The following is a 25,698-nucleotide window of genomic DNA, read 5'->3' on the forward strand; positions in this document are numbered from 1 at the left end:
ACCGAGGTAGTCTATTGCGTTATTTACGAATATATAGCTATCATAGCGAGGTATTTATTCATATCACCATGACGTTCACTCGATGACGGAGAAAAGCGACACACGGTTCGAGGACGTCTCCAGACGGAAGTTCATGACAACTGCCGGTGCTGTGGGACTCGCCGGTCTCGCTGGTTGCCAGCAGCGGACGAGTGGTGGCGAGGGCGAGAACACCGAGGACGGCGACTCCCTCTCGGGCAACATCGACATCTACGGGAGCTCGACCGTCTTCCCGCTCGCGACGGCCATCAAGGAGGGCTTCGAGGAAGAGCACCCCGAAGTGAAGATCTCGATCAGTTCGACCGGCTCCGGTGGCGGCTTCTCCAACTACTTCTGCAAGGGCGACTCCGACTTCAACAACGCGTCCCGCCCCATCAAGGAGACCGAGCAACAGGAGTGCTCTGACAACGACGTGGACTGGGTCGAACTCCAGGTCGCTATCGACGCACTCACCGTCGTCGTGAACAAGGAGGCCGACTGGGTCGACTGCATCACCGTCGACGAACTCAAGCAGATCTGGGAGCCCGACGGCGCCCAGAAGTGGAGCGACATCCGCTCGGAGTGGCCCGACAAGGAGCTCGAACTGTACGGCCCGACCTCCGCGTCCGGCACCTTCGACTACTTCACCGAGGCCGTCATCGGTGAGGAGGACAGCCACCGTCAGGACTACTCCGCGACCGAGCAGGACCGCCAGATCATCACCGGCGTCAAGGGTTCCTCCGGTGCGATGGGCTACCTCGGCTTCGCGTACTACAGCGAGAACAAGGACGAAATCAAGGCGCTCGCCATCGACGACGGTGACGGCACGTGTGTCAAGCCCTCGCTCGAGAACGCGAAGGCCGGCGAGTACACGCCGCTCTCGCGCCCGCTGTTCACGTACCCGCGCGTCCAGTCGCTCGAGGAGAAAGAGCAGGTCCGCGCGTTCGCCGAGTACTTCGTCGAGCAGTCCGGCAAGCGCGAACTCGTCGCCGACAAGGTCGGCTACGTCCCCAACGACGAGGAGACGCTGCAGGCGCAGATGGACAAGCTCTCCGAGTACCTCGAGTAGACTCCCACGAGCACACACCGGTGACGAACCAGAGTAGAAGCGCTTTTCGGCGCGTCTAATTACCTATCTATAGAGACCGACTTCCATGAGCACGGACAGGGTGACACAGGACATCACAGAGACAGCCAGCGATACGCCGGAGGAGAAGGTGATGAACGCCTTCTTCTTCGCGTGTGCGTTGCTCTCCGTGATAACGACCGTAAGTATCGTTCTCCTGCTGGCGTCGGAGACGGTGAAGTTCTTCGACCTGACGGCAGGACTCGTCGGATACGAGGGAGATGTCATCGGCATCGCCGACTTCTTCCTCGGAACCAACTGGGCAGCAGGATTCAAACCGTACGCGTTCGGTGTGGTCCCGCTGGTGTTCAACACGCTCGTCATCACCATCGGGGCGGCCGTCGTCGCGATGCCACTCGGGCTCGCGACCGCCATCTACCTGAGCGAGTACGCGAGCAAGCGAAAGCGCGCCGTGTTGAAGCCCGCACTGGAGATTCTCGCCGGGATTCCAACCGTCGTCTACGGGTTCTTCGCGCTCGTGTACGTGACGCCGTTCCTCGACGGGCTATTCACGTTCCTGAACAACGACGTGCCGGGGCTCTCGGGGACCGTCTTCAACTTCCCCGAACTCGGGACGTTCAACGCCCTCTCGGCCAGCATCATCGTCGGCATCATGATCATCCCGATGGTCTCCTCCATCAGTGAGGACGCGATGAGCGCGGTCCCGGCGGACCTGCGCCGTGCAGGGTACGGGATGGGCGCGACCAAGTTCGACGTCTCCGTCGGCATCGTCGTTCCCGCGGCCGTCTCCGGCATCGCGTCGTCGTTCATCCTCGCGCTCTCGCGCGCCATCGGTGAGACGATGATCGTCGCCATCGCCGCGGGGTCGACCCCGACCATGCCCGCCTTCGGGCAGCTCTCGGTCCTGGGAACCCAGATCCCGTTCCCGAACTTCGGGACCCTCGCCGTCTACTTCGAGCCGGTGATGCCCATGACCTCCGCGATGGTCAACATCGCGACCGGCGACATGCCGACGAGCGGGGTCGCCTACCACAGCCTCTTCGCCGTCGGGTTCACCCTGTTCGCGATGACGCTCGTCATGAACGTCATCAGTGACTTCATCGCCAGCCGCTACCGGGAGGAGTACGAATAATGGCAACCGAACGAAAACACATCGAGAGCTTCGGCGAGGTCAGCCGCACCGTCGGGACCGTCTTCCGGTACCTGCTGCTGGCCGCGACGCTCACCGGTATCGTCGCACTGGGTGCATTGTTGCTGTACGTCGGCATCCAGGCGATCCAGCCGTTCACCGCCGACCCCGCGTGGTACGTGTTCGTCGCGGCGACGTTCGTCGTGCCGACGCTCGGGTCCGCAGGATGGGTCTGGTTCAGGCACAACGACGCGGTCGGCACCGGCCTCGCGGCCCTCGGCATCCCGTTCGGTGGGTTGTTCCTCGGGGCAGCTATCGTCATGCTGTTCCTCGACGTGTTCGAACCCGAGGTCTGGCTCGGCTACTGGGCCGCACTCGCCCTCGCGGGCGGCGCGCTCGTACTGTACCGTCGCCAGCGCCGGGCCGGCTTCCTCGAGGAGACCGTCGTCACCCTCGTCGCGTTCGCCATCTTCGCCGTCGTCGTCCCCCGGGCCGTCGCGGCGTTCCCGTTCTACCTGCTCCCGTGGTCCATCATGTGGGTCACGTTCACGCTACCGATGGCTGCCGGGGTCGCCTGGTTCGTCGGTGGCCAGCTGGAGGACCAGCGCACCGGCCGCATCGCGGGTGGCGCGGCCGCCGCACTCGGGCTGCTGGCCGCGTTCGTCGGCCCGTACCTGTGGTTCTTCCCGATGCCGAGCGTCGTGCTCGCGACGTTCGTCGTCATCCCGACCGCGGCCTACGCCGCCGTCGTCGTCCAGAACCGGCCGACCCAGGTTCCCGGCCTCGTCTTCGCCGCGGCGTTCATCGGTGGCGTGCTCGCCATCCGGTACCTCGCCCCCGTGCTCGGCCTCGCCGGACCCGATTCCTGGGTCGACTGGCAGTTCCTGATCAGCAACCACTCCAACACGGCGGCCGACGCCGGCCTCTACCCGGCCATCATCGGCTCCGTGTTGCTGATGCTGGTCGTCACGCTGCTGTCGTTCCCGGTCGGCGTCGGTGCCGCGGTCTACCTCGAAGAGTACGCTCCGAACAACCGCCTGACCCATCTCATCCAGGTCAACATCTCCAACCTGGCAGGCGTCCCCTCCGTCGTCTACGGCCTCCTCGGCTACGGTGTGTTCATCAACACGCTCGCGCTTCCCGTCGGTTCGGTCCTCGTCGGGGGGATGACGCTCGCACTGCTCATCCTCCCCATCGTCATCATCTCCGCACAGGAAGCCATCCGCTCGGTTCCGGACTCCACGCGCCAGGCCTCCTTCGGGCTCGGCGGCACGAAGTGGCAGACCGTCCGGCGGGTCGTCCTCCCCCGCGCCATGCCCGGCATCTTCACCGGGACCATCCTCGCACTCGGCCGCGCCATCGGTGAGACCGCCCCTCTCATCTTCATCGGTTACTCGATGGTCGCACCGGTGCCCGGCGGCTTCACCTCCAAGGGGAGCGCCATGCCCATGCAGCTGTACTCGTGGGCGACCCAGTTCGCCAGCGAGGAGTTCTACACGACGGCGCTCGCCGCGGGCGTCGTGGTGTCGCTCGTGGTGCTCCTGACGATGAACGGTATCGCAATCGTACTGCGCAACAGGTATCAGCGAGAGGCGTGACCAATGACACAAGAGATGAGCAACGAACAGGCTGAATCGACATCGACCACCGACCCCGTCAGCGACGACGACGGTTCGGTTCTCCAGACCGACGTGACCGCAGGACTCGACGACGAGGACGACACCGACGCCGGTGGCGTCGAGCAGACCATCGTCGAGGCACGGAACGTCGACGTCTGGTACAACGATGACCAGGCACTCCAGGACATCTCGCTGCAGGTGCCGGAGAACAAGGTCACCGCGATGATCGGCCCCTCGGGCTGTGGCAAGTCGACGTTCCTGCGCTGCATCAACCGCATGAACGACCTCATCGAAGCCGCCCGCGTCGAGGGCGAGCTCTACCTCGGTGACAAGAACGTCTACGACGACGACGTCGACCCGGTCGCACTCCGCCGCCGTGTCGGGATGGTGTTCCAGAAGCCGAACCCGTTCCCCAAGAGCATCTACGACAACGTCGCCTACGGCCTCGAGATACAGAACAAGGAGGGCGACTACGACGAGATCGTCGAGGAGTCGCTCAAGCGGGCCGCGCTGTGGGACGAGGTCAAGGACCGGCTCGACGAGTCCGGCCTCGAACTCTCCGGTGGCCAGCAACAGCGGCTCTGCATCGCACGGGCCATCGCGCCCGACCCGGAGGTCCTGCTGATGGACGAGCCGGCGTCGGCACTCGACCCCGTCGCGACCTCCCAGATCGAGGACCTCATCGACGAGCTCGCCGAGGACTACACCGTCATCATCGTCACGCACAACATGCAGCAGGCGGCCCGTATCTCCGACAAGACGGCCGTCTTCCTCACCGGTGGCGAACTCGTCGAGTTCGGTGACACCAAACAGATCTTCGAGAACCCCGAGAACCAGCGGGTCGAGGATTACATCACCGGCAAGTTCGGGTAATCCAGACGATTCAATCGATAGACAAAACCCTTTCAAAGCGCCCACGATTCCACTCACCAATGGCACGTCAGAGCTATCAATCGAAACTCGACTCCCTCGAGGACGACGTCCTCTACATGGGGGAGATCGTTCTCGACCGGCTGCGAGACACCCTCGTCGCCCTCGAGAACAAGGACGAAGAGACCGCTGAACGCATCATCCAGACCGACGACGAGGTGAACCAGCTCTACCTGGACATCGAACAGCAGTGTATCGACCTGTTCGCGCTCCAGCAGCCCGTCGCGGGCGACCTCCGGTTCATCGCCGCGTCGTTCAAGATAATCACCGACCTCGAACGCATCGGTGACCTCGCGACCAACCTCGCGCAGTACACGCTCGACGCCGACCGCGACGTGTTCCCCGAGGTCGACATCCAGGACATCGGCGACCTGACCATCGCGATGGTCGAGGACGCACTCGACGCCTACGACGAGTGGGACGCCGAGGCCTGCTTCGAGATCGCCGACCGGGACGACGAGGTCGACAACCGGTGTACGCAGGCGAGCCAGGTCGTCGTCCGGGACCTCGTCGAGGCCGAACACGAGGCCGACAACGAGGAGGTCTTCAACGACGTCTCCCGGCTCCTGCTGACGGTTCGCGACCTCGAACGTGTCGGGGACCACGCGGTCAACATCGCCGCGCGCGCCCTCTACATGATCGAGAACGACGACGCGCTCATCGAGTAATTCTCCCGTTTTCGACGACCGGACACGCCCGACCGAACCGAACACAACACCGATAGGTCAGCGGGCGAAACGTTCGACCATGCCCCGCGAGAGCTTCCAGCAGAAACTCGATTCGCTGGAGACGGACGTCGTGTACATGAGTGACATCGTGGTCGACCGGCTCAGAACGGCCCTCTCGGCGATGGAGGCGGGGGACGAATCGGTCGCCTGGCAGGTCGTCAACGGCGACGGCGAGGTGAACCAGCTCTACCTGGACATCGAACAGCAGTGCATCGACGTGCTCGCCCTCCAGCAGCCCGTCGCGAGCGACCTCCGGTTCGTCGCCGCCTCGTTCAAGATACTCACCGACCTCGAACGCATCGGCGACCTCGCGACCAACCTCGCGCAGTACACCATCAACGCGGAGAGGGACGCCTACCCGGAGGTCGACGTGCAAGCGATCGGCACCGAGACGATCAAGATGGTCGAGTGGGCGATGGAGGCCTACGCCGAGCGCGACGTCGAGGCCTGTTACGACCTCGCGGCGTACGACGACGAGGTAGACGCGAAGTGCGAGCACGCGAGCCAGGTCGTCGTCAGGGACCTGCTCGAATCGGAGGCCGGCGACGAGACGGACGTAGATGCAGCACTCGATGCCGTCTCCCGGTTACTCCTCACCGTCCGCGACCTCGAACGCGTCGGGGACCACGCGGTCAACATCGCCGCGCGCACCCTCTACATGGTCGAGAACGACGACGAACTCATCTACTGAGCGTCGAACCGCCAGACCGTCGCTGCGTCGTCGGTCGTTCGAGATACCCCTGGCAGGCACGCGAGTCGCTCGTCGACCATCGCCCACCACTTCTCCTCGTCGGTGTACCCCGCAGAGTGCGCAGGATAGACCGACGAGACGAGTTCTGTCGTGGTCGTCTCTCCCTCTTCGCAGAGGAACTCGTAGGACGCACGGACCGCATCGCGTCGCCAGTCCCGCATCATCTCGCTCGCGCCGGGGACCGACAGCGACGCGATGACCCGCTCTGCCCGTGCCTCGGGTGAGGTCTCCTCCCCCTCGGCAGGCCGGTACCAGACCGTGAGGCTCGTCTCCCGCGACCGGAGTTCCTTTCGGCGCAGGTCCCCGCGCTCGACGAGGTCCGAACAGAGCGAGCGGGCCTCCTCCTCGCTGATGCCGACCGCCTCGGCGAGTTCAGCCGTCGTCCCCGGTTCCCCGACCGCCAACTGTTCGAGGACGAGTACCGCCGGGACCGCCGCCCCGTCACGTCCGACCGAACGAGTGTCATTCACGCCCATACCATGACTTCGCTCTCCAGACACATCATCGTTTCTCACAACACCTGTTACAATAAAAGACATATTGGGGTGCTGTTTACTAAGTTTTAGATAGGGTGGGCCCGTGATTTAGGCCGATGCCAACTGCGAGCCGACGCGAGAGACGGTCAAGAGTGTGGGACCTGACAACGGAACTGGGTGTGTGTCGATGAGTTCCATAACCATCGAGGTCGACGACCCGGAGAAGGCGTACGAGAGCGTCCTCGAACTGTTCGAGGCCGCACCCGTGGACTTCTCGCAGGTCACCTCCGTCAGGCTGGAGATCGAGTACGACACCGAGGAGGGCTCCGACGACTCGGACAGTCAGCCGACCGAGACCGACGAGACCGGCACGACGGACGACGAGCCGGAATCGGGTCCCTCCATCACCGACGCCGAGGGCAAGTCCCTGTCGAGTACGTTCGACCCCGCGCCACAGGACGCCGCCGACCCTAACACCGACGGGTTCGACGAGATCACGTTCGGCGAGGACCCGAACGACCAGGGCGACGACGACCCGTTCGCCGAGTCCTCCGAACCCGACGACTCCATCTTCGAGGCCGACGAGGCGACCGAGACCCCCGACCAGCCCACGGACGACTCCATCTTCGCGGCCTCGACCGACGACACCCCCGAGCAGTCCGCGACGGTGACCGACCCGGACGGTCTGAACGGCGTGACCTTCGACGACCCGGCCCCGGCCGACTCCACCCGAGGCGAGACCGACACCGCACACGCAGCATCGCAGTCGACAGAGGACGACGACCAGCCGACACCCTCGCCGCGCACCTACAACAAGGTGATGCGACTCCTCCAGAACCGCGACTTCCCCATCGAACGCTCCCAGATAGAGACGGTCGCCGCCGGTGCCTACGACGTCGACCCCGACGAGTGCCGCACCATCGTCGACGCAGCCATCGAGAAAGGTCTCGTCGCAGAGCAGGGCTCGAAACTCGTCGACCCCACCGAGTGAGACGGCGTCTCTCGGCTCCTCGCACGCGATAGCTCGTACGCTTTTCCGAAACCGACGACGAGGCCAGTCGCTCGAACTCCCTCGTGACTTCGTCATGAAGTAGTGGCCGGGGCGGGCTCCGAACATCGGTCACTCCACTCGCTACGCTCGCTTCGCTCCCTTTCGCCGGCTCACATTCGTTCGCCGGCGATTCAATCAGAGACGAGCTCTGACAGCCTCCCGCTCACTGCGTTCGCGGGAGCCGTAAACGGGTTCGTCACGTCTACCGGCACATTTCTGCCGGCGTCGTCACTCACTATCGTTCGTTCCTCGCAGCAGAAATGGCCGGGGCGGGCTCCGAACCCGCGATCTCCGCATGACCCAGGTCCGAGACTTGGCGGGTCCCGTGGGGGCATGCATGAGCCTTCCCAGGCAGTTACCGCACCGAATCTCTAAACCCTATGAGTGCGGCGCTATGTCCAGCTAAGCCACCCGGCCTCACTCATCGCTTGTCCAGTGTGAAACTTAAACCTTCTCAACTGTCCCCGCCCTGTCTGGGAGTCTCACCCTGTGCCGTCGGTCGTTCGACCAGCCCCACGGATTTATACCGTGGGGTAGTAAAGCAGTGAGCATGGACGTTCCGGGCATCGTAGAGTCGACACTCGCAGGCGAAGACGTCGCGGCCGAAGTCTCCCTGGGTGGGGAGAACGTGCTCTACGTCACGCCGACTCGGACCCTCATCTACCAGTCCGAGGGCTTTCTGAGCGACGAATCCGTCGACGAGTACCCACACGAAGCAGAACGATTGACCGTCAAAGAAGGCCGGCGAAAGACACGCATCACGCTGGAGTACTCCCTCGACGGCGAGAGGGATTTCACCGTTCCGGCCAACGTCTCCGAGTCGGTCGTCCACCCCGTCCTCGCAGGTGTGCTCAACGCCAGCGGGGTGACGAACCCAGGCGAGACGGTGACGCAGACGTTCCGGTTCTCGGAGCTCACCGTCGTCATCACCTCCGAGCGCCTCGTCAAACACGTCGGTGGCGCGGTCTGGGACGAGGACTACGAGGAGTACCACTTCGCGGACGTGACCGGCCTCAGCTTCGAGGACGGCAGCGTCGCGACCCAGGTCGTCCTCGAGGTGGACGGCCGGCCAGAGCGCATCAAGATCGCCAACGACCGCGCCGCCGAGGTGAAGGAGTACCTCCAGCAGTCACTCTTTGCATACTACGACGTGCGCTCGCTGGACGCGCTCAACGACGCGGTCCGCCCGGAGGAGGTCGACGAGGACGAACGCCCCTCGCCCATCGACTTCGGCGAAGGTGTCGACCCGCTCGACGCCGGGAACACGGTCCAGCCGGACGAGGTCGACGTTCCCGCAGAGCCGCCTGCGGAGTCGGCAGAGGAACTGCTCGAGGAGACCCAGCACGCGCAGGCACAGGACACCACACCGGAGCCACAGGCGCAGCAAGAGCACGCCCAGCAGTCACCGCCGAGCGGGCAGACTGCCGAGACCGGGCAACAGGACGCCCAGCAGGCGGACCCACTCGCCGGTGGGGCCAACACGTCGACCGACGCTGGATCTGAGCAGTACGACCAGTCGTCAGCACCGCGGTCCCAGCAGCAGGACACCCAGCCGCCGCGACAGGAGCAGCGACCGTCGCAGCAACAGCAACACGACACGCAGCCCGCCCAGGAGACGCACACGCAAGAGACACGCACGCAAGAAACGCGGGACAAGCAGCCGGCCGGGCAGCGACGAACCGGTCAGGAGCAAGCCCAAAGTCAGGATGCACCCGCGGCGTCCGACCAGGAGCCACGGGCCGACGCCCGCGCCGACACCGAGTCGGCCGCGACGAGCCAGACCGAACCTGTCTCTGAACCAGTGACCGACGAAGCGACCGCCGAGCCCGAGTCCGAACCGGCCGACGCTGGCGCGGACGACGACGCAACCCCGTTCGAAGCGGCGGGCTTCCAGCCCGCGACGGCCGACGGGACCGACGACGCCGTGCTGGAGCGACTCGACACGCTCGAACAGCAGGTCGAGAAGCAGAACGAGTTACTCGAGCGACAGGGTGTACTCATCCAGCAGTTGATCGACGAACTCAGTCGCAGCCGGTGACGTCGCGCCCAGCCCTCTTCACTCGCGCCCGGTGACCTTCCGGACACAGGACGACCCGAACGGTCCCAGTTCTCCCGCCTCGAGTTGGATGAAGTGACCCGTCGAGATACCGGTCCCACAGCGGCGGCAGTCGAAGTCCCCCTCCCGGGTGACCACGTCGCTGGTCTGGCTGACGAAGCCACTGCCCGCCGTCTGGACGACGCCGTCCTCGCGCTCGATGACGCCGCGCATCACGGCGGTGTCGAGTATCTCTCGGACCGCCGCCGGGTCACGGGTGACGACCTCGATACGGTCCATCGCGTCCGCCAGCGACAGCTCCGGGTCCTCGAGCTTCGAGAGGAGTTCCACGCCGAGTTCGATACGGTCGTCCTGTCCGTCCATCGCTCAAGCCTCCTCCGGCCAGTCGATTAAGCCTTGCGCGGTCGGTCGTCCCTCGGCACCGAAAAGCGGTTATCGTCTCGCCAGCGAGGTGTGGACGATGCGAGCCGACCTGACACCGCGTTCCCTCGTCGGGGGTGCCCTCCTCGTCCTCGTGGTGGTCGCGAGCCTGCTCACCTCGCCAGACGCGGTGCTCGTCCACGTCGAGGGACTCGCCGCGGACCCACTGTGGTTCGGGCTGGCGCTCGTCGCCCTCTACTCCTTGCGACCCTTGGTCGCGTGGCCGACCACGCTCGTCGCGGTCGTCGTCGGCTACGGCTACGGCGTCGCACTGGGCGTCCCCATCGGGCTCGCGGGTGCCGTGTTCACGTCGATGCCGCCCTTCTTCGCCGCGAAGTGGGTCGACGACGGTGGCTCTCTCCCCGTGCTCGACCAGCTCTCGGCAGTCGGTCGGTTCCGGTCGTCCGCAGAACGCTACTTCGACACCGCAGGTGGGTTCCGTGGGGTCACCGCGGCGCGTCTGGCCCCTATCCCGGCCGATGCGGTCACCTGTACGGCCTCGGTCAGTGGTGTCTCACTTCGAACGTTCGTCGCGGGCACGCTCGTCGGCGAACTCCCGTGGACCGTCGCGGCCGTGGTCGTCGGGAGTTCCGCGAACACGCTCACGACGCACGGGCTGGGCGCGCTCGGGCTCCCGCTCGCGGTCGCGATGGTCGTCTCGGCGACGGTCCTCCTGGCCGGCCCGGCGTACGAGACGTTCGCTCACTCGTCGGAGTAGAGTTCGGACAGCTTCTCCTCGGCCGCTTCGGCCTCGGCGGCGAGTTCGTCACCGATGTCTTTCAGCTGGTCTTCGAGTTGCTGGTACTCGTCGGTGTTCGAGAGGTCGTCGAAGTCGAGTTCGTCGTCGAGCGTCTCCATCTTGTTCGTTATCTCCTCGTGCTTGCGGCGGTCACCGTCGAACCGGTTCTTGACCCGCAGGGACTCGATGAGGCGCGTGAGCTGGCTCTGGGAGACGGGCTTCGTGAGGTAGTCGTGGATGTCCATCTCGATGATGTCGAGGCCGGGGTCGACCGCGGTCACCATGACGACCCAGCAGTCGTAGCCGTCGGCTCTGATGCGTTCGAGGACCTCGTCGCCCGAGAGGTCGGGCATGTGCCGGTCGAGTAGGACGATGTCGACCGAGTGGTCGATGCGTTCTATCGCGGACCGGCCGTCGTAGGCGGTCCGTGTCTCGTACTCGTCGCCGACCCAGGTCGCGTAGAGGTCGGCGAGGCTCTGCTCGTCGTCGACTACGAGTATCGTCGGTTCCTGCATGAGTGACCAGGGTACTTCCCCAACCCACGGGTGGGGTCGTCCTATGGCTTTCGGCCACCTGGCCGGAACGCTGATATGTGGTCAGTTGAACGGGTCGGAGCAGTCGTAGACGACGCCGTGCTGTTCACAGACGTACTTGCAGTGGCGCTTGTAGAGCGGTTCCCCGCACATCGGACACGGTCGTCCCCCGTGGTCGACCGCGGTCTCGCTCTCGGCAGCGCTCGATTCGTCGCCCTCGCTGGCCATACCTGGCCTTGCGTGTCGACCCTCCTAACGGTGTCGAGCGAGAATATATCACGGTGGCCGACGTGTTCCGGCGTATGCACGGCGACCGATACCCTTCCGACCTCGACGACCGAACCACCGCCATCCTCCGGCGGAGCAACCAGCGAGCCTACAACGCGCTTCGGCTCGTGTTGCTCGGGCTGCTCGTCGGCCGACTCGTCCGCGACCGCGAACTCGACCGCGGACTGCTCGGCGCGCTCCTCGCGAGCACCGTCATCGACGCGCTCTACCAGCTGTACTACCAGGTCGGTGGCTACGAGCACGACCGCACGGAGCTGTCCACGGACGCGGTCGAGGTCACGGTCGAGTAGTCAGCGGTCGGCCGCGAGGAACACCACGGCCAGTTCGTGCAACGCCGGATGTGGCATCGCGACCGGACGGGCCTGCTGGACGAGTCCGAGCGCCTCACGGAACCGTCGCCCCTCTTTTGCCGCGAGCATCGTCGCCAGGACCGCACTGCTTCGAGAGACACCCGCCCTGCAGTGGACCAGCAGTGAGCCCTGGCGGTGGGACAGTTCTCGGGCGGTCTCGACCGCGTCACGGAACGCACGCCACTCGTTCCCCCGCCCGTCCCGGAGCGGCCGGTGATGCGTCGTCGAGGGGTGTGAATCGGCCGTCAGCGAGAGGACGAACGCGAACGCCCGGTCGTGGGCCTCGTGGTCTGCGGCGGCCGCGTTCCCGAGGTACAACTCGCGCTCGCCGAGCCGGCGGATGACGGGGAACGGTTCGACGTAGCCCTTCGGTCTGACGAGAACCTCTGAATCGCCCCAGCTGTCGCTCATAGGGCGGCGAGAGAGAAGAGAGGGAGAGAGTCAGCGACCGTCAGTCGGCCTGTTCAGCACTCCGACCAGCCACAGGACTCGCAGGTCTTGCAGCCTTCGGAGTAGTACAGCGAGAGCGAGCCACAGTCGGGGCACTCGGGGCTCTCACCGGCCGCGATGAGGTCGTCCACCGCGTCGGAGGTGTGACCCGCATCGCTACCCGGCGTCTCTGCAGTCGTGGAGCCGCCGTCGGGCTCGTGGGACTGGGCCTTGCGCTGCTGCTCGGCCGCGGTCTCGTCGAGCGTCTTCTGCTGCGGGTAGGTGCGGTCGATCTCGTCGTCGAGGTAGCGCCGGAGGGCGGTCCCGAAGGCGTCCGGGATGGAGTTGATCTGTTCGCCCTTGTCCCAGGCGACCTTCGGCGAGCGGATGCCCTGGAGCTTGTCGACGACCTCGTTCGGGTCGACACCGGAGCGCAGCGCGATGGAGATGGTCTTCGCGAGCGCGTCGGTGAAGGAGTTCGTGAAGCCACCGGAGTGGCCGGTGTTCGCGAACAGCTCGAACGGTTCGGCCGTCTGCGGGTCCTCGTTGATGGTGACGTAGAGCTTGCCGTAGCCGGTGTCGATGCGCTGGGTGACACCGTGGAGCTGGTCCGGGCGCTCCTTCTTCTTGGCGTAGGAGCGCTCGCCACCGCCGACGATGTCTGCGACGTCGGCTTCGAGCTTCGCGCGGACGTCCTCGCTGTCGAGGAAGCCCTCGATGCCGCCGAAGGCCGCCTCTATCTGGTCGATGATGACCTCGGCCGCCTCGGCCTCGTCGGCGAAGTCGGCGTTGTCCGCGCGGGTCGTGAGGACCTGCTTCGAGCGGGTCCCGTCGCGGTAGACGGTGACGCCCTTGCCGCCGTTCTCGTAGATGTAGCGGTACACCTCGTCCATGTCCTCCATCGACGCGGAGTTCGGGAAGTTACAGGTCTTCGAGATGGCGGAGTCGACGCCCTCCTGGCAGGCACACTGGACGGCAGCGTGTTGCTTGCCGGTGAGGTCCTGCGTGACGACGAACAGTTCACCGATGGCGTTCGGGACGGTGTCGAGCCCTTCGACGCCGTCGAACTCGTTGGCTGCCATCTGCTCCTGTGCCTCTGCCTTGACGGCGTCGACGTCGATGTCGTTGGCCTCCAGGGTGCGCAGGAAGTAGTCGTCGAACTCGACGAGCATCTCGTCGCCCTGCACGTCGTCGGAGACGTTCTTGTAGTAGGCGACGTTGTAGATGGGCTCACAGCCACCCGTGGTGTTGCCGACCATCGAGGTCGTCCCGGTCGGGGCGATGGTGGTCGTGTTGTGGTTGCGGATGGTGAAGCCGTCGGCCCACTCCTCGGGGTCGAGCCCGGTGTGGTGCTCGAACCAGTCGGGGTACTGCGTCGGGTTGGCGTACTTCGAGTCGTCCCAGTCGTTGAACGCGCCACGTTCCTCGGCGAGTTCGTGGGAGGTCCACTTCGACTCGTGGTTGATGTGGCGCATGAGCTGGCGGGCGACCTCGTTGCCCTCCTCGGAGCCGTACTTGATACCGAGCTGGATGTAGAGCTGGGCGAGGCCCATGACGCCGAGGCCGATCTTGCGCATGTCCCGGACCTTCTCCTCGATCTTCTTGACCGGGAAGTCCGACATCGTGACGACGTTCTCGAGGAAGCGCGTCCCGCGGTCGATGCGGTAGTCGAACTCCTCGAAGTCGATGGCCTCCTCGAGGAAGGCGGAGACGGCCTCTTCGTGAGAGTCGTACTCGTCGGCGTGCTCGGCGGACCAGACGCGCCAGTCGGGTGCGTCGAGGTCGGCCAGCGTGGAGAGGTTGATGTGGCCCAGGTTACAGGCCTCGTACTCTTCGAGGGGCTGCTCGCCGCAGGGGTTCGTGGCGAGGATGCGGTGGTCGGGGTGCTCCTCCACGTCGAAGGAGTGCTGCTTGTTCACGCGCTCGAGGTAGATGACGCCCGGTTCACCGTTCTCGTGGGCACCCTCGACGATGTCCTCCCAGATGACCTCGGCGGGCATCGACAGGACCTCGCCGACCTCGACGTACTCGCCGAGGCCGAACATCTCGTAGAGTTCCTTGGTCTCGGGCGTCGCGACGTGGGGTTCCTCGGTGCGCGGGTTGGTGAAGGTGAACTCCTCGTCGTTCTGGAGCGCCTCCATGAAGTCGTCCGTGACACCGACGGAGATGTTGAAGTTCGAGAGGTGACCTTCGACGGCGTTGCGGAGGTGCTTTGGCACCTTGCCTTCGTCGTCGATGAGTTCGCGGGCCTCTTCGAGGGCGTCAGCGAAGGAGGTGTGGGTGTAGTCGTCCGGGTCGTTCAGGCGGAGGGTCTGGGCGAGGGAGACGTCCTTGTTCTTCGCGTGGATGAACTGGATGACGTCGGGGTGCGAGATGCGCATGACGCCCATCTGTGCACCGCGCCGGGCCCCACCCTGCGCGATGGTCTCGCACATCTGGTCGAAGGTGCGCATGAACGTGATGGGGCCGGAGGCGATGCCACCCGTGCTGCCCACCGCGTCACCGTAGGGGCGGAGTCGCCAGAAGGCGTACCCCATGCCACCGCCGGACTGGAACACCTGGGCGGCCTCCTTGGCCGTCTGGTGGATGTCGTCGATGTCGTCGTCGGGCGAGTCGACGAAACAGGCCGAGAGCTGCTGGAGCTCGTCGCCGGCGTTCATCAGGGTCGGCGAGTTCGGCATGAAGTCGAGGTTCGACATCATGTCCTGGAACTCCTGGGAGACGGACTCGACGTGCTCGCGGATGTCCGCGGGCAGTTCGGGCACGACGGTGTCGTACGCGAACTTGTTCACGTTGTAGACGCTGAGTTCCGTTTCGGCGTCGTCAGCGAGCGAGGTCCCCATCCCGAAGACCTCCTCCGCGAGCTCGTCGCGGCGCGGGTGGTCCGGTTTGAGCTGGTCGGGCGTGACGGTGATGCTCACGTCCTGTTTCTCGGCCTCGTACACCGCCTCGGCGAGTGCGATGTTCTTGCCGACGCGCACGAAGAGGTCCTCCTGGGACTCGACGAGTTCGCCGTCGGCGTCCTTGCGGAGGTAGCGCGCGGGCAGAATGTTGTTGTACGCGTTGCTCGTGAGGCGGTCGGCGAGCGTCTCCCCGTCGGTCCGCTTGATGGGCAGCTGCAGGTCGTCGGCGGACAGCTGGTGTTCGCTCATGCGGTCCCCTCCTCGCCCGCAGCAGGCTGCTGGCGGGCGATTTCGTCGTCGAAGCGTCGTGTCGATGTCATCGGTAGTAGCGGAGTTTTGTTACTCTATGGTCCTTCATAAATGGACGGGTTACGGATTTCTTGGACTAATTCAACCGTACTTGTGTTACAGCATTGCCACTTTTCGAATGTATCACGTACCCGTGATGTAGCGGCACAGTCGGCAGGATGTCCTAATGGTTCGGTCGTTATAACCTCACTCAAACCAGAGTGAAAGTGTAAATTCGAGAACCGCATCCGGAAGCGACTCCCGTCCCAATCAGTTTCGCCCACAGGCTTATGCCCCCATCGTGCGCCGTGTACTGCATGTTGGAACTTCCAGGACTGGTCCCGATGCAACTTGGTGTAGAGACCATCGGGGGGATCGTCCTCCTCATCATCGCGCTCGTGGTCGTCTACAAGGTCATCAACCTCGCGTTCAGCATCGCGATCAAGGTGCTCGTCATCGCCATCGCCGCTCTCGTCGTCCTGTGGGGACTCTCGCTCGTCGGCTTCAACCCGCTCGGGCTCCCCTTCCCGGGGTCGATCGCGGTCCCGGCGGAGACGGTCCTGCTCGGATAGCAAAGGCGGTTACAGGTTTTCGAGGAAGTTGTCGATGATGTCGTGCCCACACGCCGTGAGCACCGACTCCGGGTGGAACTGCACGCACTCGATGGGGTACTCGCGGTGGCGCACGCCCATGACGAGCGGTTCGGCCCCGCCGTCGGTCGCCGCGGTGTCGACGCTGGCCGCGCCGACCGCGTGGTCCGCCGTGGCCGAAACCTCGAAGCAGTCGGGCACTTTCGTCGCGACGAGCGAGTGGTACCGGCCCGCCGAGAAGCCCTGTTCTATGCCAGTGAACACGCCGCGCCCGTCGTGGTCGATGGGCCAGGCCTTGCCGTGAACCGGCTCGGGTGCCCGACCGATCTCCCCGCCGTAGGCGTACACCGCGGCTTCGAGGCCGAGGCAGACCCCCAGCGTCGGAATCTCGGTACTGAGTTCGCGGAACACGTCGAGGGTGACGCCCACGTCGCGCGGGTTCGCCGGATGGCCCGGGCCGGGCGAGACCACGATGGCGTCGGGCTCGAAGTCGCGAATCTCGTCCAGGCTCGCCGTGTTGCGCACGACCTTCGTCTCGGGGTCGTGGCCGCTCTCGATGAGCGACGATTCGACGTACTCGACCAGGTTGTAGGTGAACGAGTCGAAGTTGTCGACGAACAGGATGCGGGTCATCGCGACACCTCCTGGGAGACCTGCACCTCGACCTGCCGGAGGGCTTCGAGCACCCCGTCCATCTTCTTCTCGGTCTCCTCGTACTCGCTGGTCGGGTCGCTGTCGGCCACGATGCCGGCACCGGCCCGGACCGTCACACGGTCCTTACCGCCCGAAATCGCGCCCTTCTCGACCGTCGCGGTCCGGATGACGATGGCGAAGTCGGCGTCGCCGGTCCACGAGTAGTAGCCGACGCCGCCGCCGTAGAGGCCGCGCGGTTCGTCTTCGAGGTCGTCGATTATCTCCATGGCGCGGATCTTCGGTGCGCCGGTGAGCGTCCCGGCCGGGAAGGCGGCGCGGGTCGCGTCGAAGGCGTCGTACTCCGCGGCCATCGTGCCGGTGACCGTGGACTCGATGTGCTGGACGTGGCTGTACTTGAGGACGTTCATGAACTCCTCGACGCGGACACTGCCGGGTTCGGAGACCCGGCGAACGTCGTTGCGCGCGAGGTCGACCAGCATGGTGTGTTCGGCGCGCTCCTTCTCGTCGGCGAGCATCTCGCCGGCGAGCCGACGGTCCTCGACGGGGCTGTCCCCGCGTGGGCACGTGCCCGCGATGGGGTTCGAGACGACGCGCTGGCCGCTCACGGAGACCAGAGTCTCCGGGCTGGCCCCGACGACGTGGAAGTCGCCGTGCTGGAGCAGGTACATGTACGGTGAGGGATTGACCTCGCGCAGGGCCGCGTAGAGCCCCATCGGGTCGCAGTCGCCGACGAGGTCGCGGGTCCGCGAGATGACGCCCTGGTAGATGTCGCCGTCGAGGACGTGTTCTTTCGTCCGGGCGACCGCGTCCTCGTAGTCCGCCTGCGAGCCCGCAGTGGCCGACTCGCGGACGAAGCCGCCGGGCTCGGGGTCGGCCGCGTCGGTGAGAAGCTCCTCGACTCGGGCAGCCTCGCCGACGAGGACGTCGTACACGGCACCGGCGTCTTCGCCGTCGCGGATGACCGGCGTGAACACGAGCGACAGCTCGTCGGCGTGGTGGTCGAAGACGAGGGTCTTCGTGGCCAGCACGAATTCGGCATCGGGGAACCGTGAGTCGGGTCGGTCGACGCCGACCTCGTCGAGGAACAGGTCGTACACCGCGTCGTAGCAGAGGAACCCGACGAGCCCGCCGTCGAGATGCTGGCGGCCCGTCTCGGGGAAGCCGACGGGGGTGGCGTCGGGCATCGCCGACCGGAGCGTATCGAGGGTGTCACCCTCGACCGGGTCGACCAGTCCGGCATAGCGGTCGTCACAGAGCTCGACGCTGGCACCCTCGGGGCCGACCGTCACGACCGCGGCGGGGTCGTAGCCGACGAAGGAGTACCGGGCGTGGCGGTCCGCGTCGGTCCCGGCGCTGAAGGCACCGGCCGGGTCGCTGGAGGCCGTCTTCTCCGCGCTCTCGAGCAGGAATGCGTGGTCGGACTCCGTCGCACCGGAGAGCGCGGCGTACGCCCCCAGCGGGGTCGTCGTGTCGTCGAGGTCGAGCGTGGCCTCGACGCGGACCACTGCGGGATTGTCGGGGGCGGTCGCGTCCGCGACGAGCTGGACGAACGTCTCGCGGTCGGGGGCGAGCGTCGGTGCAGCGTTCGGCTGTTCGGGGGTCGACTGTTCGGCGTTCGACTGTTCCTCGTCCGGCTGTTCGTCGCTCATGCCTGGAGCGACCTCCGGCGCTCGGTCGCGGCGACGACGAACCGCCGAATCGCGTCGTGGTCCTTGACCCCGCCGCTCGATTCGACGCCGGAGGCCACGTCGACCGCGAACGGTTCGACGGTCACGACGGCCTCGGCGACGTTCTCCGGCGTGAGCCCCCCGGCGAGGATGACGGGCACATCGATGTCGGCGAGCGCCTCGCGGGTCTGCTCCCAGTCGTGGGTCCGGCCCGTCCCACCTGCGCCCTCCTCGTCTACCGAATCGACCAGCACCGCGTCGGCCACGTCGGCGTACCGGCGAGCATCGGCGGGGTTCGCCGCGTCGACGTGCTTGATGACCGGCACGTCGAGGTTCGACTGGAGGTAGGCCACGTCGCCCGGTGTGAGGTCGCTGTGGACCTGGAGCGCGTCGGGGCCGAGTTCGCGGACGAGTTCGATGGCCTCGCCCGGCGTCTCGGGCATCGTCACGACCACGGTCGTCACGAAGGGTGGAACCCGGTCGATGAGTTCGGCGGCGCGCTCGACCGTGACCTCCCGCGGGGTGTCGACGGGCACGTCCACGACGAAGCCGAGCGCGTCGGCTCCGGCCGCGACGGCCGCGTCGACGTCCTCCTCGCGGGTCAGCCCGCAGATCTTCACGCGCGTCATTTCGCGAGTACCGAGCTGAGGTCGTCGAGCTTCGCGGCGGCCGCGCCGGAGTCGATGGCCTCGCGAGCTTTCTCGACGCCTGCCTGCAGGCTGTCGGCCCCACCGGCGATGTAGATGGCCGCGCCCGCGTTCGCGAGGATGATGTCGCGCTTCGGGCCGGTGACCTCGCCCCGGAGGATGCCGGTCATGTCCGCGGCGTTCTCCTCGGGGGTGCCACCAGCCACGTCCTCGACGGGGGCGCGCTCCAGCCCGAGGTCCTCGGGCGTGAGCGTATACTCCTCGATTTCGTCGCCGTCGACCTCCGCGACGACCGTCTCGCCGTGAATGCAGATCTCGTCCATGCCGGAGCCGTGGACGACGAGTGCTCTCTCGACGTTCATGCGTGCGAGTGCGCGAGCGAGCACGGGAACGAGTTCGGGGTCGTACACCCCGACGACCTGCGCGTCGGCCCCGGCCGGGTTGGTCAGCGGGCCGAGCACGTTGAACAGCGTCCGCATCCCGAGTTCCTTGCGCGGGCCGATGACGGCCTTCATCGCGGGGTGGAACACCGTCGCGAGCATGAAGCCGATGCCGTCCTGTTCGATGCGGTCCTGGACCGCCGGCGGTTCCGCGTCGACCTGCACCCCGGCGACCTCCAGCACGTCGGCACTCCCCGAAGAAGAAGAGACGGAGTAGTTGCCGTGCTTGGCGACCGCGATGCCAGCCCCTGCCGCGACCATCGCGCTCGTGGTCGAGACGTTGATGGTGTCGTAGTCGTCGCCACCCGTCCCACAGGTGTCGACCATGGGTTTCCGGTTCGGTTCGATGGTCCGGGCTGCGTCGCGCATCCCCTGTGCGAACCCGGCTATCTCGGCCTCCGTCTCGCCCTTCGCCCGGAGGGCCGCGAGCAGGGCACCGATCTGTGCCTCGGTTGCCTCCTCGAAGATCATTCGTGCCGCCTCTCTCGCCTCGTCCTGTGTGAGGTCACCGCCGTCGGTGACACGCTCGATATAGTCCTGCATTGTGAACACCAATGTATTGTTCCGTCTTACGATGTACAAATTCGTACATCGACTTAAGATTGTCGTCGGTGCTGGGGAATTTCGTGTGAAATAGTAGCACGGATTGGAGTGGGGGCGATCCGCCCCGACGCTGCCCCGGAATCGTGGTCCCGGTCCCCGTGGTTGGAATCGCCACACCGCTGTCGATTCGAAACCCTTTTTTATACCACCGGCCAACGAGGGAATGCAGGCAGAGGAAGACCGGAACGCCACCGGGTTGGTGGTCTAGTCTGGTTATGACACCTCCTTGACATGGAGGAGGCCGGCAGTTCAAATCTGCCCCAACCCACTTCTTCGGAACACAACACCTTCGAGCGAAGCGTAGCGAGCGAGAAGGTCGTGTTCCGAGAATGAGTAACGGAAAGATTTGAACCAGCGAGCATCGCGAAGCGATGCGAGTGAGGTTCAACATCTGCCCCAACCCGCTTCTTCGGAACACAGCACCGACGAGTGATCCGTGAGCATCTGCCACACCGAATCGGTCAGCAGCATCCAAGAAACCGGCTCGTGTGCTGGTCAGGGAGCGACGCTATCACGGTTCGGACCCCACCTAGCACATGGCACTCAGCGCCCGAAACCGAATCCACGGCACCGTCAGATCAGTCGAGACCTCAGGCCTGATGGCCGAGGTCGTCGTGGAGACACCGGACGGCCAGTCCGTCACGGCCATCATCACCAGCGGGTCGGTCGACCGGCTAGGCATCGCAGAGGGTGACGAGGTCGACGCCGTGGTGAAGGCGACCGAAGTGATGATAGAGAAGGCGTAGGACCGCCGACCGACCACGACTCCACACGTTCTTTACCGTCCAGCCGCGACGCAGAGGCAACCAATGGCCAAGCGACTCGAATGCATCATCCCCGGCTGTGACGCCACGATAGACGGACTGACCGAGGAGCAGGTGCTCGCGCAGGTCGAGACCCACATCGCGCGGGACCATCCGGACCTCGAACTCGACGCACAGGCGACCGACTCGATGCGCTCGAACATCCAGGATATCTGAGCGGCTCGACTACCAGGGACCACCCGCAGCACAAGACATTTTCCGCAGACTGTCGGAGATTTGCCTATGTTCGACACCGACCAGCTCACCAGACGGCGGGCCATCGCGCTCGGAGCCGGAGCGCTCGCGGTCGGCGGGTTCGCCTGGCAGTCGTACGACCGTGGGGTCCGCATCGGCGACCTCGTCCTCCACAACCGGGACGACCGACCCCACACCCTCTCGGTCCGCCTCGAACGCGGGGGGTCGATATTACACGATGGGACACACCAGCTCGGTGTCGACGACGGGACCCCGAGGACGAAGCTGGTCCAGACCGACTGGGACGTTCGACTGGCACCACACACGTTCACCTGGCAGGTCGACGACGGGCTCACCGAGTCGTTCACGTACGATGGCAGCGGGGAGAGCGAGCAGTGCCTCTCGACCGAACTCGTGGTCGAAGAGACGACCGACGGTGACCCCCCGAACGTCCTGCTGTCGAGCAATCCGGCGTCGAAACTTGAGGGACAGGACTGCCAGGGAGCGACGAAGGAAGCGACGGAGTAAGGCCGACGACACCGCGGCCCGAGGAAAGACCACTCACGTCACGGCGTGTTCGGGTCGTCGTCGAACTGTCCTTCCAGCGCGGTCTCGCCGCCGAGCAGTCCGCTGAGCCGGCGGGTCAACACGTCGAACACGACGACGATGGGGAGCAGCGCCAGTTCGACCAGATACAGCGGGCGGGCGACTCGGCGTGCCCAGTTTCGGGCGTTCCCGAGGCCGTAGGACTTCGGGACGATCTCCCCGAACACCAGGACGACCGAACTCGCGACCAGCGTGGCGACCGTGACGGCGGCACCCGCCGAAACCGTCTCGACCAGCGCGACGGTGATGACGCTGGAGATGGCCATGTTCACGATGTTGTTCCCGACGAGGAGCGTCACCAGCAGGCGATGGGGGTCCTCGCGGAGTTCCGTGAGGCGGACCGCGTTCCGGTCGCCGCTGGCAGCCTCGGCCTCGATGGCGTCGGCCGGGACGGAGAAGATGGCGGTCTCGCTGCTGGAGAAGAAGGCGCTCAACCCGAGGAGGACGACGACGGCGGCAGCGCTGACCCACAGGATGGTTTCCATGGTCTGGGGCTCACGCGCGAGCGTGAAGAAAGTCCGTATCGGCATCCGTCTCCGTGCGCCTCGAATTATCGGGACGCCTCGAACGGGCGGGGATAGTCGCAGTCGCACCGACGATGGATAGTGGCGACGAGCAGGTCACTCGCGCCGATGGCAGTGGAAACCGCACCCGCCCCGCACAGCACTGCACCCACACCCTCCCCAGCCGACTCCCTCCGCTTCGTTTCACTTCGCTCCAGTCGTCCCTCGCGCGACGTCGACGACGCCCTCGCTACCGCTCGGACCGTCGTCAGCGCGCGCCACAGCAGAAAATCAGCCTCAGTCGAACCTGCTCAGTTCAGGATCTCGACGCCGTCCTCGGTGACTTCCACGTCGATGAGGCTCTTGACGGGGTAGTCCATCTCGACGCTCTCGGACTCCATCCGCCGGATGACCGTCACCACGTCGGCGACGTTCGCGCCCACGTCGTCCAGGGCTTCGGTGATGGCGGCGATGGAGACGCCGGTGTTCGTCAGGTCGTCGAGCACGAGCACGTCGTCGCCCGGACTCACGTCGTTGAGGTAGTAGTCCTCGCCGTCGAGGTCGAACGGGACCTCGTCGTCGAAGCCGTACTCGCGGTTCCGGATGACGACGAGCGGGATGTCCGCGACCAGCGAGACGGCGGTCGCGACGTGCACGCCCATGGTCACGGGCGTGACGATGACGTCCACGTCGGCCAGGTCGGCCACGCGGCAGATGCCGTTGACGACCTCGCGCATGAGGTGGGGGTCGAGTGTCGGGATGCCGTTGCTGATGGGGTGGACGAGGTAGTGGTAGCCGTCGTCCTCGATGAGGGGAGCCTCGTGAACCGAGCGTCGAAGCGCGTCCATACGTGGTCTCTGACCGACCGACGCGAAAAGGGGCCCGGTTTCAGGCGATGTCCCGACTGGTGTCGACCCGCACCTCGTCGGTGAGCTGGAGCTTCACGGGTTCGCGGAAGGCCCGGCCGCCGCGGAACTTGGTGACGGCGAGGCGGTTCTCGATGGCGTAGGTGGTCACCCGGAGGTCGAGGTTCCAGACGAGGTCGGCGAACGCGAGGGTGGTCGCGCGCTGGGGTGTCGCGTCGTTGCTCCCGGTGCAGTTGAAGACGCCGATGCTGTTGGCGTCGACCAGCCGGCGAGAGAGGGCGTTGAGCATCGAGACGTACTCGCGGCGGCCGGCGAACTCCAGCGGGTCGGGCTGGTCCACCACGACGACGGCGTTCTCGGGGACGTGCGGAAGCGCGTTGGTGAGGTCCTCGGGGGTCGGGTTCGGGCCCAGGAACACGACCTGGGTGTTCCCGGCGGCGTCGCCGAGCGTCCGCTGGACCGCCTCCTTCGACCGGGTCGTCGAGAGGTAGAGTGTCTGGTGACGCTCGATGAGCTGCTGGACGAGTAGCTCCGCCTGGCTCTCTGCCGGCGCGAGCAGGACCAGCAGGCTGCCGGCCGGAATACCACCCTCGTGGAGCCGGTCGAGGGACTCCATCCCCGTCGTGAACCGTCGTGTCATAGCTCTATAATTCGCGGTCTGGGGGGTTACCCTTTGCGCTCGCGTCGGTATTAGTACCGGTCCCGTCCGATGAGACCGGTCGCTCGGGACCTCCGTGCAGCAGTTCGTGGACGCCGATGACGAGCGAGGGAACCACGACGATGAAGATGTGCTCCTCGATGGGGATGCCGAGGAGCTCGACGCCGGTCCGCATCGGGATGGCGAACACGCCGACCTCGAGGGTGTACCAGTCCCAGACGTACGCGACCGGGTAGAGCGCGAGGACGGTCTTGCCGGCCCGGCGGAGGGCGTCGGCTCGCCAGAGCAAGAGGAACGCGGCGGTCCCGAAGACGACCTCGGTCGCGAGGTAGGTCCAGGGACCGAGTACCGTGATGTCCGGCAGCACGTGCAGGGGTTGGTGTGGGTGACGCAAAATCCTACTGGGCTGAGATTGGCGGTATCTTGAAGACCGATGCGGGAGAACTCCTACGTTGTACTATGGATATTTCTGATATCGCGACTACGGAGTTCATCGAAGTCGATGTCGGCGAGCGCCTCGGGAAGGTTCGCTCGGTGTTCGAGAACGAGAACCCGAAAGGGATCATCGTGACCCGGGACGGCGAGTACGAGGGTGTGCTCTCCGAGCGCGTGCTGCTCCAGTCGCACGTCGAGGACGACGCCAAGGTCAAGGCCCTGGTGAAGCCCAGCCGGAACGCGCCGGCACCGAAGGTCGACCGGCACGAGGACGTCCGGGAGACGGCACGCGTCCTCGTCGAGGGCGGGGTGAAGGTCGCTCCCGTGTTCGAGGGAGACAACCTGTGGGGCATCGTCACGGCCGACGATATCCTCGACGCGGTGTTGCACAACCTCGACGCGCTCACCGTCGAGCAGATCTACTCCGACGACCCCGTCACCCTCGGTGAGCAGGACAGCCTCGGGAAGGTCATCAACCTGCTCCGCGAACACGGCATCTCGCGGCTGCCCGTCGTCAACGAGGGCGGCTACCTCTCGGGCGTCGTGACCCGACACGACATCGCAGACGTGGTCATCCGCGACATGAACAAGGCGACCACGGGCGAGCGCGCGGGCGACACCGACCGCGTCCTCGACATGCCCGTCTACGACATCATGACCAGCCCGGTCATGACGACCACCGTCGACGCCTCCGTCGAGGAGGCCGTCTCGACCATGCTGGAGAACGACCTCGGCGGGCTCGTCGTGGTGAACGACGACGACGACCGACTCGTCACCGGTGTCGTCACCAAGACCGACGTGCTCCGTGCCCTGACGTTCACCGAGGAGGAGCACATGGACGTCCAGATCACCAACATCAACCTGCTCGACACGCTCTCCCGCGAGGAAATCCGCCAGTCGCTGGAGGAGGTCGTCGACAAGTACCAGAAGATGGACGTGCTCCACGTCCACGTCCGCTTCCAGGAGCACAAGGAGAAGCTCCGCGGGACGCCCCTCATCTACAGCCAGATCCGTGTCCGGACGACCAACGGTCAGGTCGCCGGCTCCGGTGAGGGCTACGGTGCCGAGTCCGCCTTCCGCGTCGCACTCGACAAGCTCGAGCGCAACGTCCTGGAGATGAAGAACTACCGTTCGGACGAGCAGTACCGTGGCCAGCTGCTCCGCAAGCTCGACGAGCTGTAAGCGGAGGACGACCACCCCACGGGACACCGGGACCCTCCCCGGCGGTCCGGTTCG

Annotated in this window: 29 protein-coding genes and 2 tRNA genes; 16 read left to right on the forward strand and 15 right to left on the reverse strand. The window is 65.6% G+C overall.

What is annotated here, in order from left to right:
* Positions 1-82: 82 nt before the first annotated feature.
* The 6 genes from N6C22_RS15655 (at position 83) to phoU (N6C22_RS15680) (ending at position 6,202) form a co-directional block, all read left to right on the forward strand.
* Entirely contained in the window at positions 83-1,087 is a 1,005-nt protein-coding gene (locus N6C22_RS15655) for a PstS family phosphate ABC transporter substrate-binding protein (protein ID WP_261652056.1), read from the forward strand.
* 85 nt (positions 1,088-1,172) lie between these two features.
* On the forward strand, positions 1,173-2,237 hold the full coding sequence (pstC, locus tag N6C22_RS15660) for a phosphate ABC transporter permease subunit PstC (RefSeq protein WP_261652057.1): 1,065 nt from the start codon (positions 1,173-1,175) through the stop codon (positions 2,235-2,237).
* A complete protein-coding gene (pstA, locus tag N6C22_RS15665; RefSeq protein ID WP_261652058.1) occupies positions 2,237-3,832 on the forward strand; it encodes a phosphate ABC transporter permease PstA in 1,596 nt (531 codons plus the stop codon). The genes pstC and pstA overlap by 1 nt, the downstream gene beginning before the upstream one ends.
* 15 nt (positions 3,833-3,847) lie before the next feature.
* On the forward strand, positions 3,848-4,726 hold the full coding sequence (pstB, locus tag N6C22_RS15670; RefSeq protein WP_369684419.1) for a phosphate ABC transporter ATP-binding protein PstB: 879 nt from the start codon (positions 3,848-3,850) through the stop codon (positions 4,724-4,726).
* Positions 4,727-4,785: 59 nt separating this feature from the next.
* Positions 4,786-5,451, forward strand: a complete 666-nt coding sequence (gene phoU, locus N6C22_RS15675) for a phosphate signaling complex protein PhoU (protein ID WP_261652060.1) — start codon at positions 4,786-4,788, stop codon at positions 5,449-5,451.
* A 79-nt stretch (positions 5,452-5,530) separates the two neighbouring features.
* Entirely contained in the window at positions 5,531-6,202 is a 672-nt protein-coding gene (phoU, locus tag N6C22_RS15680) for a phosphate signaling complex protein PhoU (RefSeq protein ID WP_261652061.1), read from the forward strand.
* On the opposite strand, the gene N6C22_RS15685 is transcribed toward phoU (N6C22_RS15680), so the two are convergent.
* A complete protein-coding gene (locus N6C22_RS15685) occupies positions 6,196-6,738 on the reverse strand; it encodes a FaeA/PapI family transcriptional regulator (protein ID WP_261652062.1) in 543 nt (180 codons plus the stop codon). The genes phoU (N6C22_RS15680) and N6C22_RS15685 overlap by 7 nt on opposite strands.
* A gap of 187 nt (positions 6,739-6,925) precedes the next feature.
* Between N6C22_RS15685 and N6C22_RS15690 the strand changes: the two genes are divergently transcribed.
* Entirely contained in the window at positions 6,926-7,729 is an 804-nt protein-coding gene (locus tag N6C22_RS15690; RefSeq protein WP_261652063.1) for a hypothetical protein, read from the forward strand.
* Between the two features lie 321 nt (positions 7,730-8,050).
* Here N6C22_RS15690 and N6C22_RS15695 read toward each other — a convergent pair.
* Positions 8,051-8,206 (reverse strand) — tRNA-Met (locus N6C22_RS15695).
* 133 nt (positions 8,207-8,339) lie between these two features.
* Here N6C22_RS15695 and N6C22_RS15700 point away from each other — a divergent pair.
* The gene (locus N6C22_RS15700; protein ID WP_261652064.1) at positions 8,340-9,827 is read left to right on the forward strand and encodes a hypothetical protein; all 1,488 of its coding nucleotides are present in this window, start codon (positions 8,340-8,342) and stop codon (positions 9,825-9,827) included.
* Positions 9,828-9,845: 18 nt separating this feature from the next.
* On the opposite strand, the gene N6C22_RS15705 is transcribed toward N6C22_RS15700, so the two are convergent.
* Positions 9,846-10,208: a DUF5830 family protein gene (locus tag N6C22_RS15705; RefSeq protein WP_261652065.1), complete on the reverse strand. Its 363-nt coding sequence runs from the start codon at positions 10,206-10,208 to the stop codon at positions 9,846-9,848.
* 97 nt (positions 10,209-10,305) lie between these two features.
* On the opposite strand from N6C22_RS15705, the gene N6C22_RS15710 reads away from it, so the two are divergent.
* Positions 10,306-10,983, forward strand: a complete 678-nt coding sequence (locus N6C22_RS15710; RefSeq protein WP_261652066.1) for a TVP38/TMEM64 family protein — start codon at positions 10,306-10,308, stop codon at positions 10,981-10,983.
* Here N6C22_RS15710 and N6C22_RS15715 read toward each other — a convergent pair.
* Complete coding sequence (locus N6C22_RS15715; RefSeq protein WP_261652067.1) at positions 10,968-11,519, reverse strand: response regulator transcription factor; 552 nt, start codon at positions 11,517-11,519, stop codon at positions 10,968-10,970. The two genes, N6C22_RS15710 and N6C22_RS15715, sit on opposite strands and share 16 nt — an antisense overlap.
* An 81-nt stretch (positions 11,520-11,600) precedes the next feature.
* Positions 11,601-11,765, reverse strand: a complete 165-nt coding sequence (locus tag N6C22_RS15720) for an HVO_2523 family zinc finger protein (protein ID WP_261652068.1) — start codon at positions 11,763-11,765, stop codon at positions 11,601-11,603.
* Positions 11,766-11,839: 74 nt separating this feature from the next.
* Here N6C22_RS15720 and N6C22_RS15725 point away from each other — a divergent pair, with 74 nt between their 5' ends.
* The gene (locus tag N6C22_RS15725) at positions 11,840-12,115 is read left to right on the forward strand and encodes a hypothetical protein (protein WP_261652069.1); all 276 of its coding nucleotides are present in this window, start codon (positions 11,840-11,842) and stop codon (positions 12,113-12,115) included.
* Here the strand turns inward: N6C22_RS15725 and N6C22_RS15730 are convergent, their stop codons facing one another.
* Together N6C22_RS15730 and N6C22_RS15735 are read right to left on the reverse strand one after the other, a co-directional pair.
* Positions 12,116-12,586 carry a dual specificity protein phosphatase family protein gene (locus tag N6C22_RS15730; RefSeq protein ID WP_261652070.1) on the reverse strand — a complete coding sequence of 157 codons (471 nt, stop codon included), beginning with the start codon at positions 12,584-12,586 and terminating at the stop codon, positions 12,116-12,118.
* Between the two features lie 53 nt (positions 12,587-12,639).
* Entirely contained in the window at positions 12,640-15,756 is a 3,117-nt protein-coding gene (locus N6C22_RS15735; RefSeq protein WP_261652071.1) for an adenosylcobalamin-dependent ribonucleoside-diphosphate reductase, read from the reverse strand.
* Between the two features lie 356 nt (positions 15,757-16,112).
* On the opposite strand from N6C22_RS15735, the gene N6C22_RS15740 reads away from it, so the two are divergent.
* Positions 16,113-16,367 (forward strand): hypothetical protein, encoded by a 255-nt coding sequence (locus tag N6C22_RS15740; RefSeq protein ID WP_261652072.1) that lies wholly within the window; start codon positions 16,113-16,115, stop codon positions 16,365-16,367.
* 9 nt (positions 16,368-16,376) lie between these two features.
* On the opposite strand, the gene trpG is transcribed toward N6C22_RS15740, so the two are convergent.
* Genes trpG through trpD form a run of 4 tightly spaced genes read right to left on the reverse strand, consistent with a single transcriptional unit; the run spans position 16,377 to position 20,336 of the window.
* Positions 16,377-17,018: an anthranilate synthase component II gene (gene trpG / locus N6C22_RS15745; RefSeq protein ID WP_261652073.1), complete on the reverse strand. Its 642-nt coding sequence runs from the start codon at positions 17,016-17,018 to the stop codon at positions 16,377-16,379.
* Entirely contained in the window at positions 17,015-18,688 is a 1,674-nt protein-coding gene (gene trpE / locus N6C22_RS15750; RefSeq protein ID WP_261652074.1) for an anthranilate synthase component I, read from the reverse strand. The genes trpG and trpE overlap by 4 nt, the downstream gene beginning before the upstream one ends.
* A complete protein-coding gene (locus N6C22_RS15755) occupies positions 18,685-19,335 on the reverse strand; it encodes a phosphoribosylanthranilate isomerase (protein WP_261652075.1) in 651 nt (216 codons plus the stop codon). The genes trpE and N6C22_RS15755 overlap by 4 nt, the downstream gene beginning before the upstream one ends.
* A complete protein-coding gene (gene trpD, locus N6C22_RS15760) occupies positions 19,332-20,336 on the reverse strand; it encodes an anthranilate phosphoribosyltransferase (protein WP_261652076.1) in 1,005 nt (334 codons plus the stop codon). Before trpD ends, N6C22_RS15755 begins: the two co-directional genes overlap by 4 nt.
* Before the next feature lie 253 nt (positions 20,337-20,589).
* Here trpD and N6C22_RS15765 point away from each other — a divergent pair.
* The 4 genes from N6C22_RS15765 (at position 20,590) to N6C22_RS15780 (ending at position 21,922) form a co-directional block, all read left to right on the forward strand.
* Positions 20,590-20,664, forward strand: a tRNA-Val gene (locus tag N6C22_RS15765).
* A gap of 268 nt (positions 20,665-20,932) precedes the next feature.
* Positions 20,933-21,142: a molybdopterin-binding protein gene (locus tag N6C22_RS15770; protein ID WP_261652077.1), complete on the forward strand. Its 210-nt coding sequence runs from the start codon at positions 20,933-20,935 to the stop codon at positions 21,140-21,142.
* A 63-nt stretch (positions 21,143-21,205) separates the two neighbouring features.
* The gene (locus N6C22_RS15775; protein ID WP_261652078.1) at positions 21,206-21,376 is read left to right on the forward strand and encodes a DUF1059 domain-containing protein; all 171 of its coding nucleotides are present in this window, start codon (positions 21,206-21,208) and stop codon (positions 21,374-21,376) included.
* A 66-nt stretch (positions 21,377-21,442) separates the two neighbouring features.
* Positions 21,443-21,922, forward strand: a complete 480-nt coding sequence (locus N6C22_RS15780) for a hypothetical protein (RefSeq protein ID WP_261652079.1) — start codon at positions 21,443-21,445, stop codon at positions 21,920-21,922.
* Positions 21,923-21,960: 38 nt separating this feature from the next.
* On the opposite strand, the gene N6C22_RS15785 is transcribed toward N6C22_RS15780, so the two are convergent.
* The 4 genes from N6C22_RS15785 to N6C22_RS15800 all read right to left on the reverse strand — a co-directional run bounded on the left by N6C22_RS15785 (position 21,961) and on the right by N6C22_RS15800 (position 24,394).
* Positions 21,961-22,485, reverse strand: coding sequence for a DUF21 domain-containing protein (locus tag N6C22_RS15785; protein ID WP_261652080.1), 525 nt, complete (start codon positions 22,483-22,485; stop codon positions 21,961-21,963).
* 329 nt (positions 22,486-22,814) lie between these two features.
* Positions 22,815-23,351 (reverse strand): adenine phosphoribosyltransferase, encoded by a 537-nt coding sequence (locus N6C22_RS15790; RefSeq protein ID WP_261652081.1) that lies wholly within the window; start codon positions 23,349-23,351, stop codon positions 22,815-22,817.
* 40 nt (positions 23,352-23,391) lie between these two features.
* Entirely contained in the window at positions 23,392-24,009 is a 618-nt protein-coding gene (locus N6C22_RS15795) for a transcriptional regulator (protein WP_261652082.1), read from the reverse strand.
* Between the two features lie 4 nt (positions 24,010-24,013).
* Positions 24,014-24,394 (reverse strand): lycopene cyclase domain-containing protein, encoded by a 381-nt coding sequence (locus tag N6C22_RS15800; RefSeq protein ID WP_261652083.1) that lies wholly within the window; start codon positions 24,392-24,394, stop codon positions 24,014-24,016.
* A gap of 92 nt (positions 24,395-24,486) precedes the next feature.
* Between N6C22_RS15800 and N6C22_RS15805 the strand changes: the two genes are divergently transcribed.
* Positions 24,487-25,644, forward strand: a complete 1,158-nt coding sequence (locus N6C22_RS15805; protein ID WP_261652084.1) for a CBS domain-containing protein — start codon at positions 24,487-24,489, stop codon at positions 25,642-25,644.
* Positions 25,645-25,698 lie beyond the last annotated feature (54 nt).

The organism is Haloarchaeobius sp. HME9146 (assembly GCF_025399835.1).
Lineage (GTDB): Archaea > Halobacteriota > Halobacteria > Halobacteriales > Natrialbaceae > Haloarchaeobius.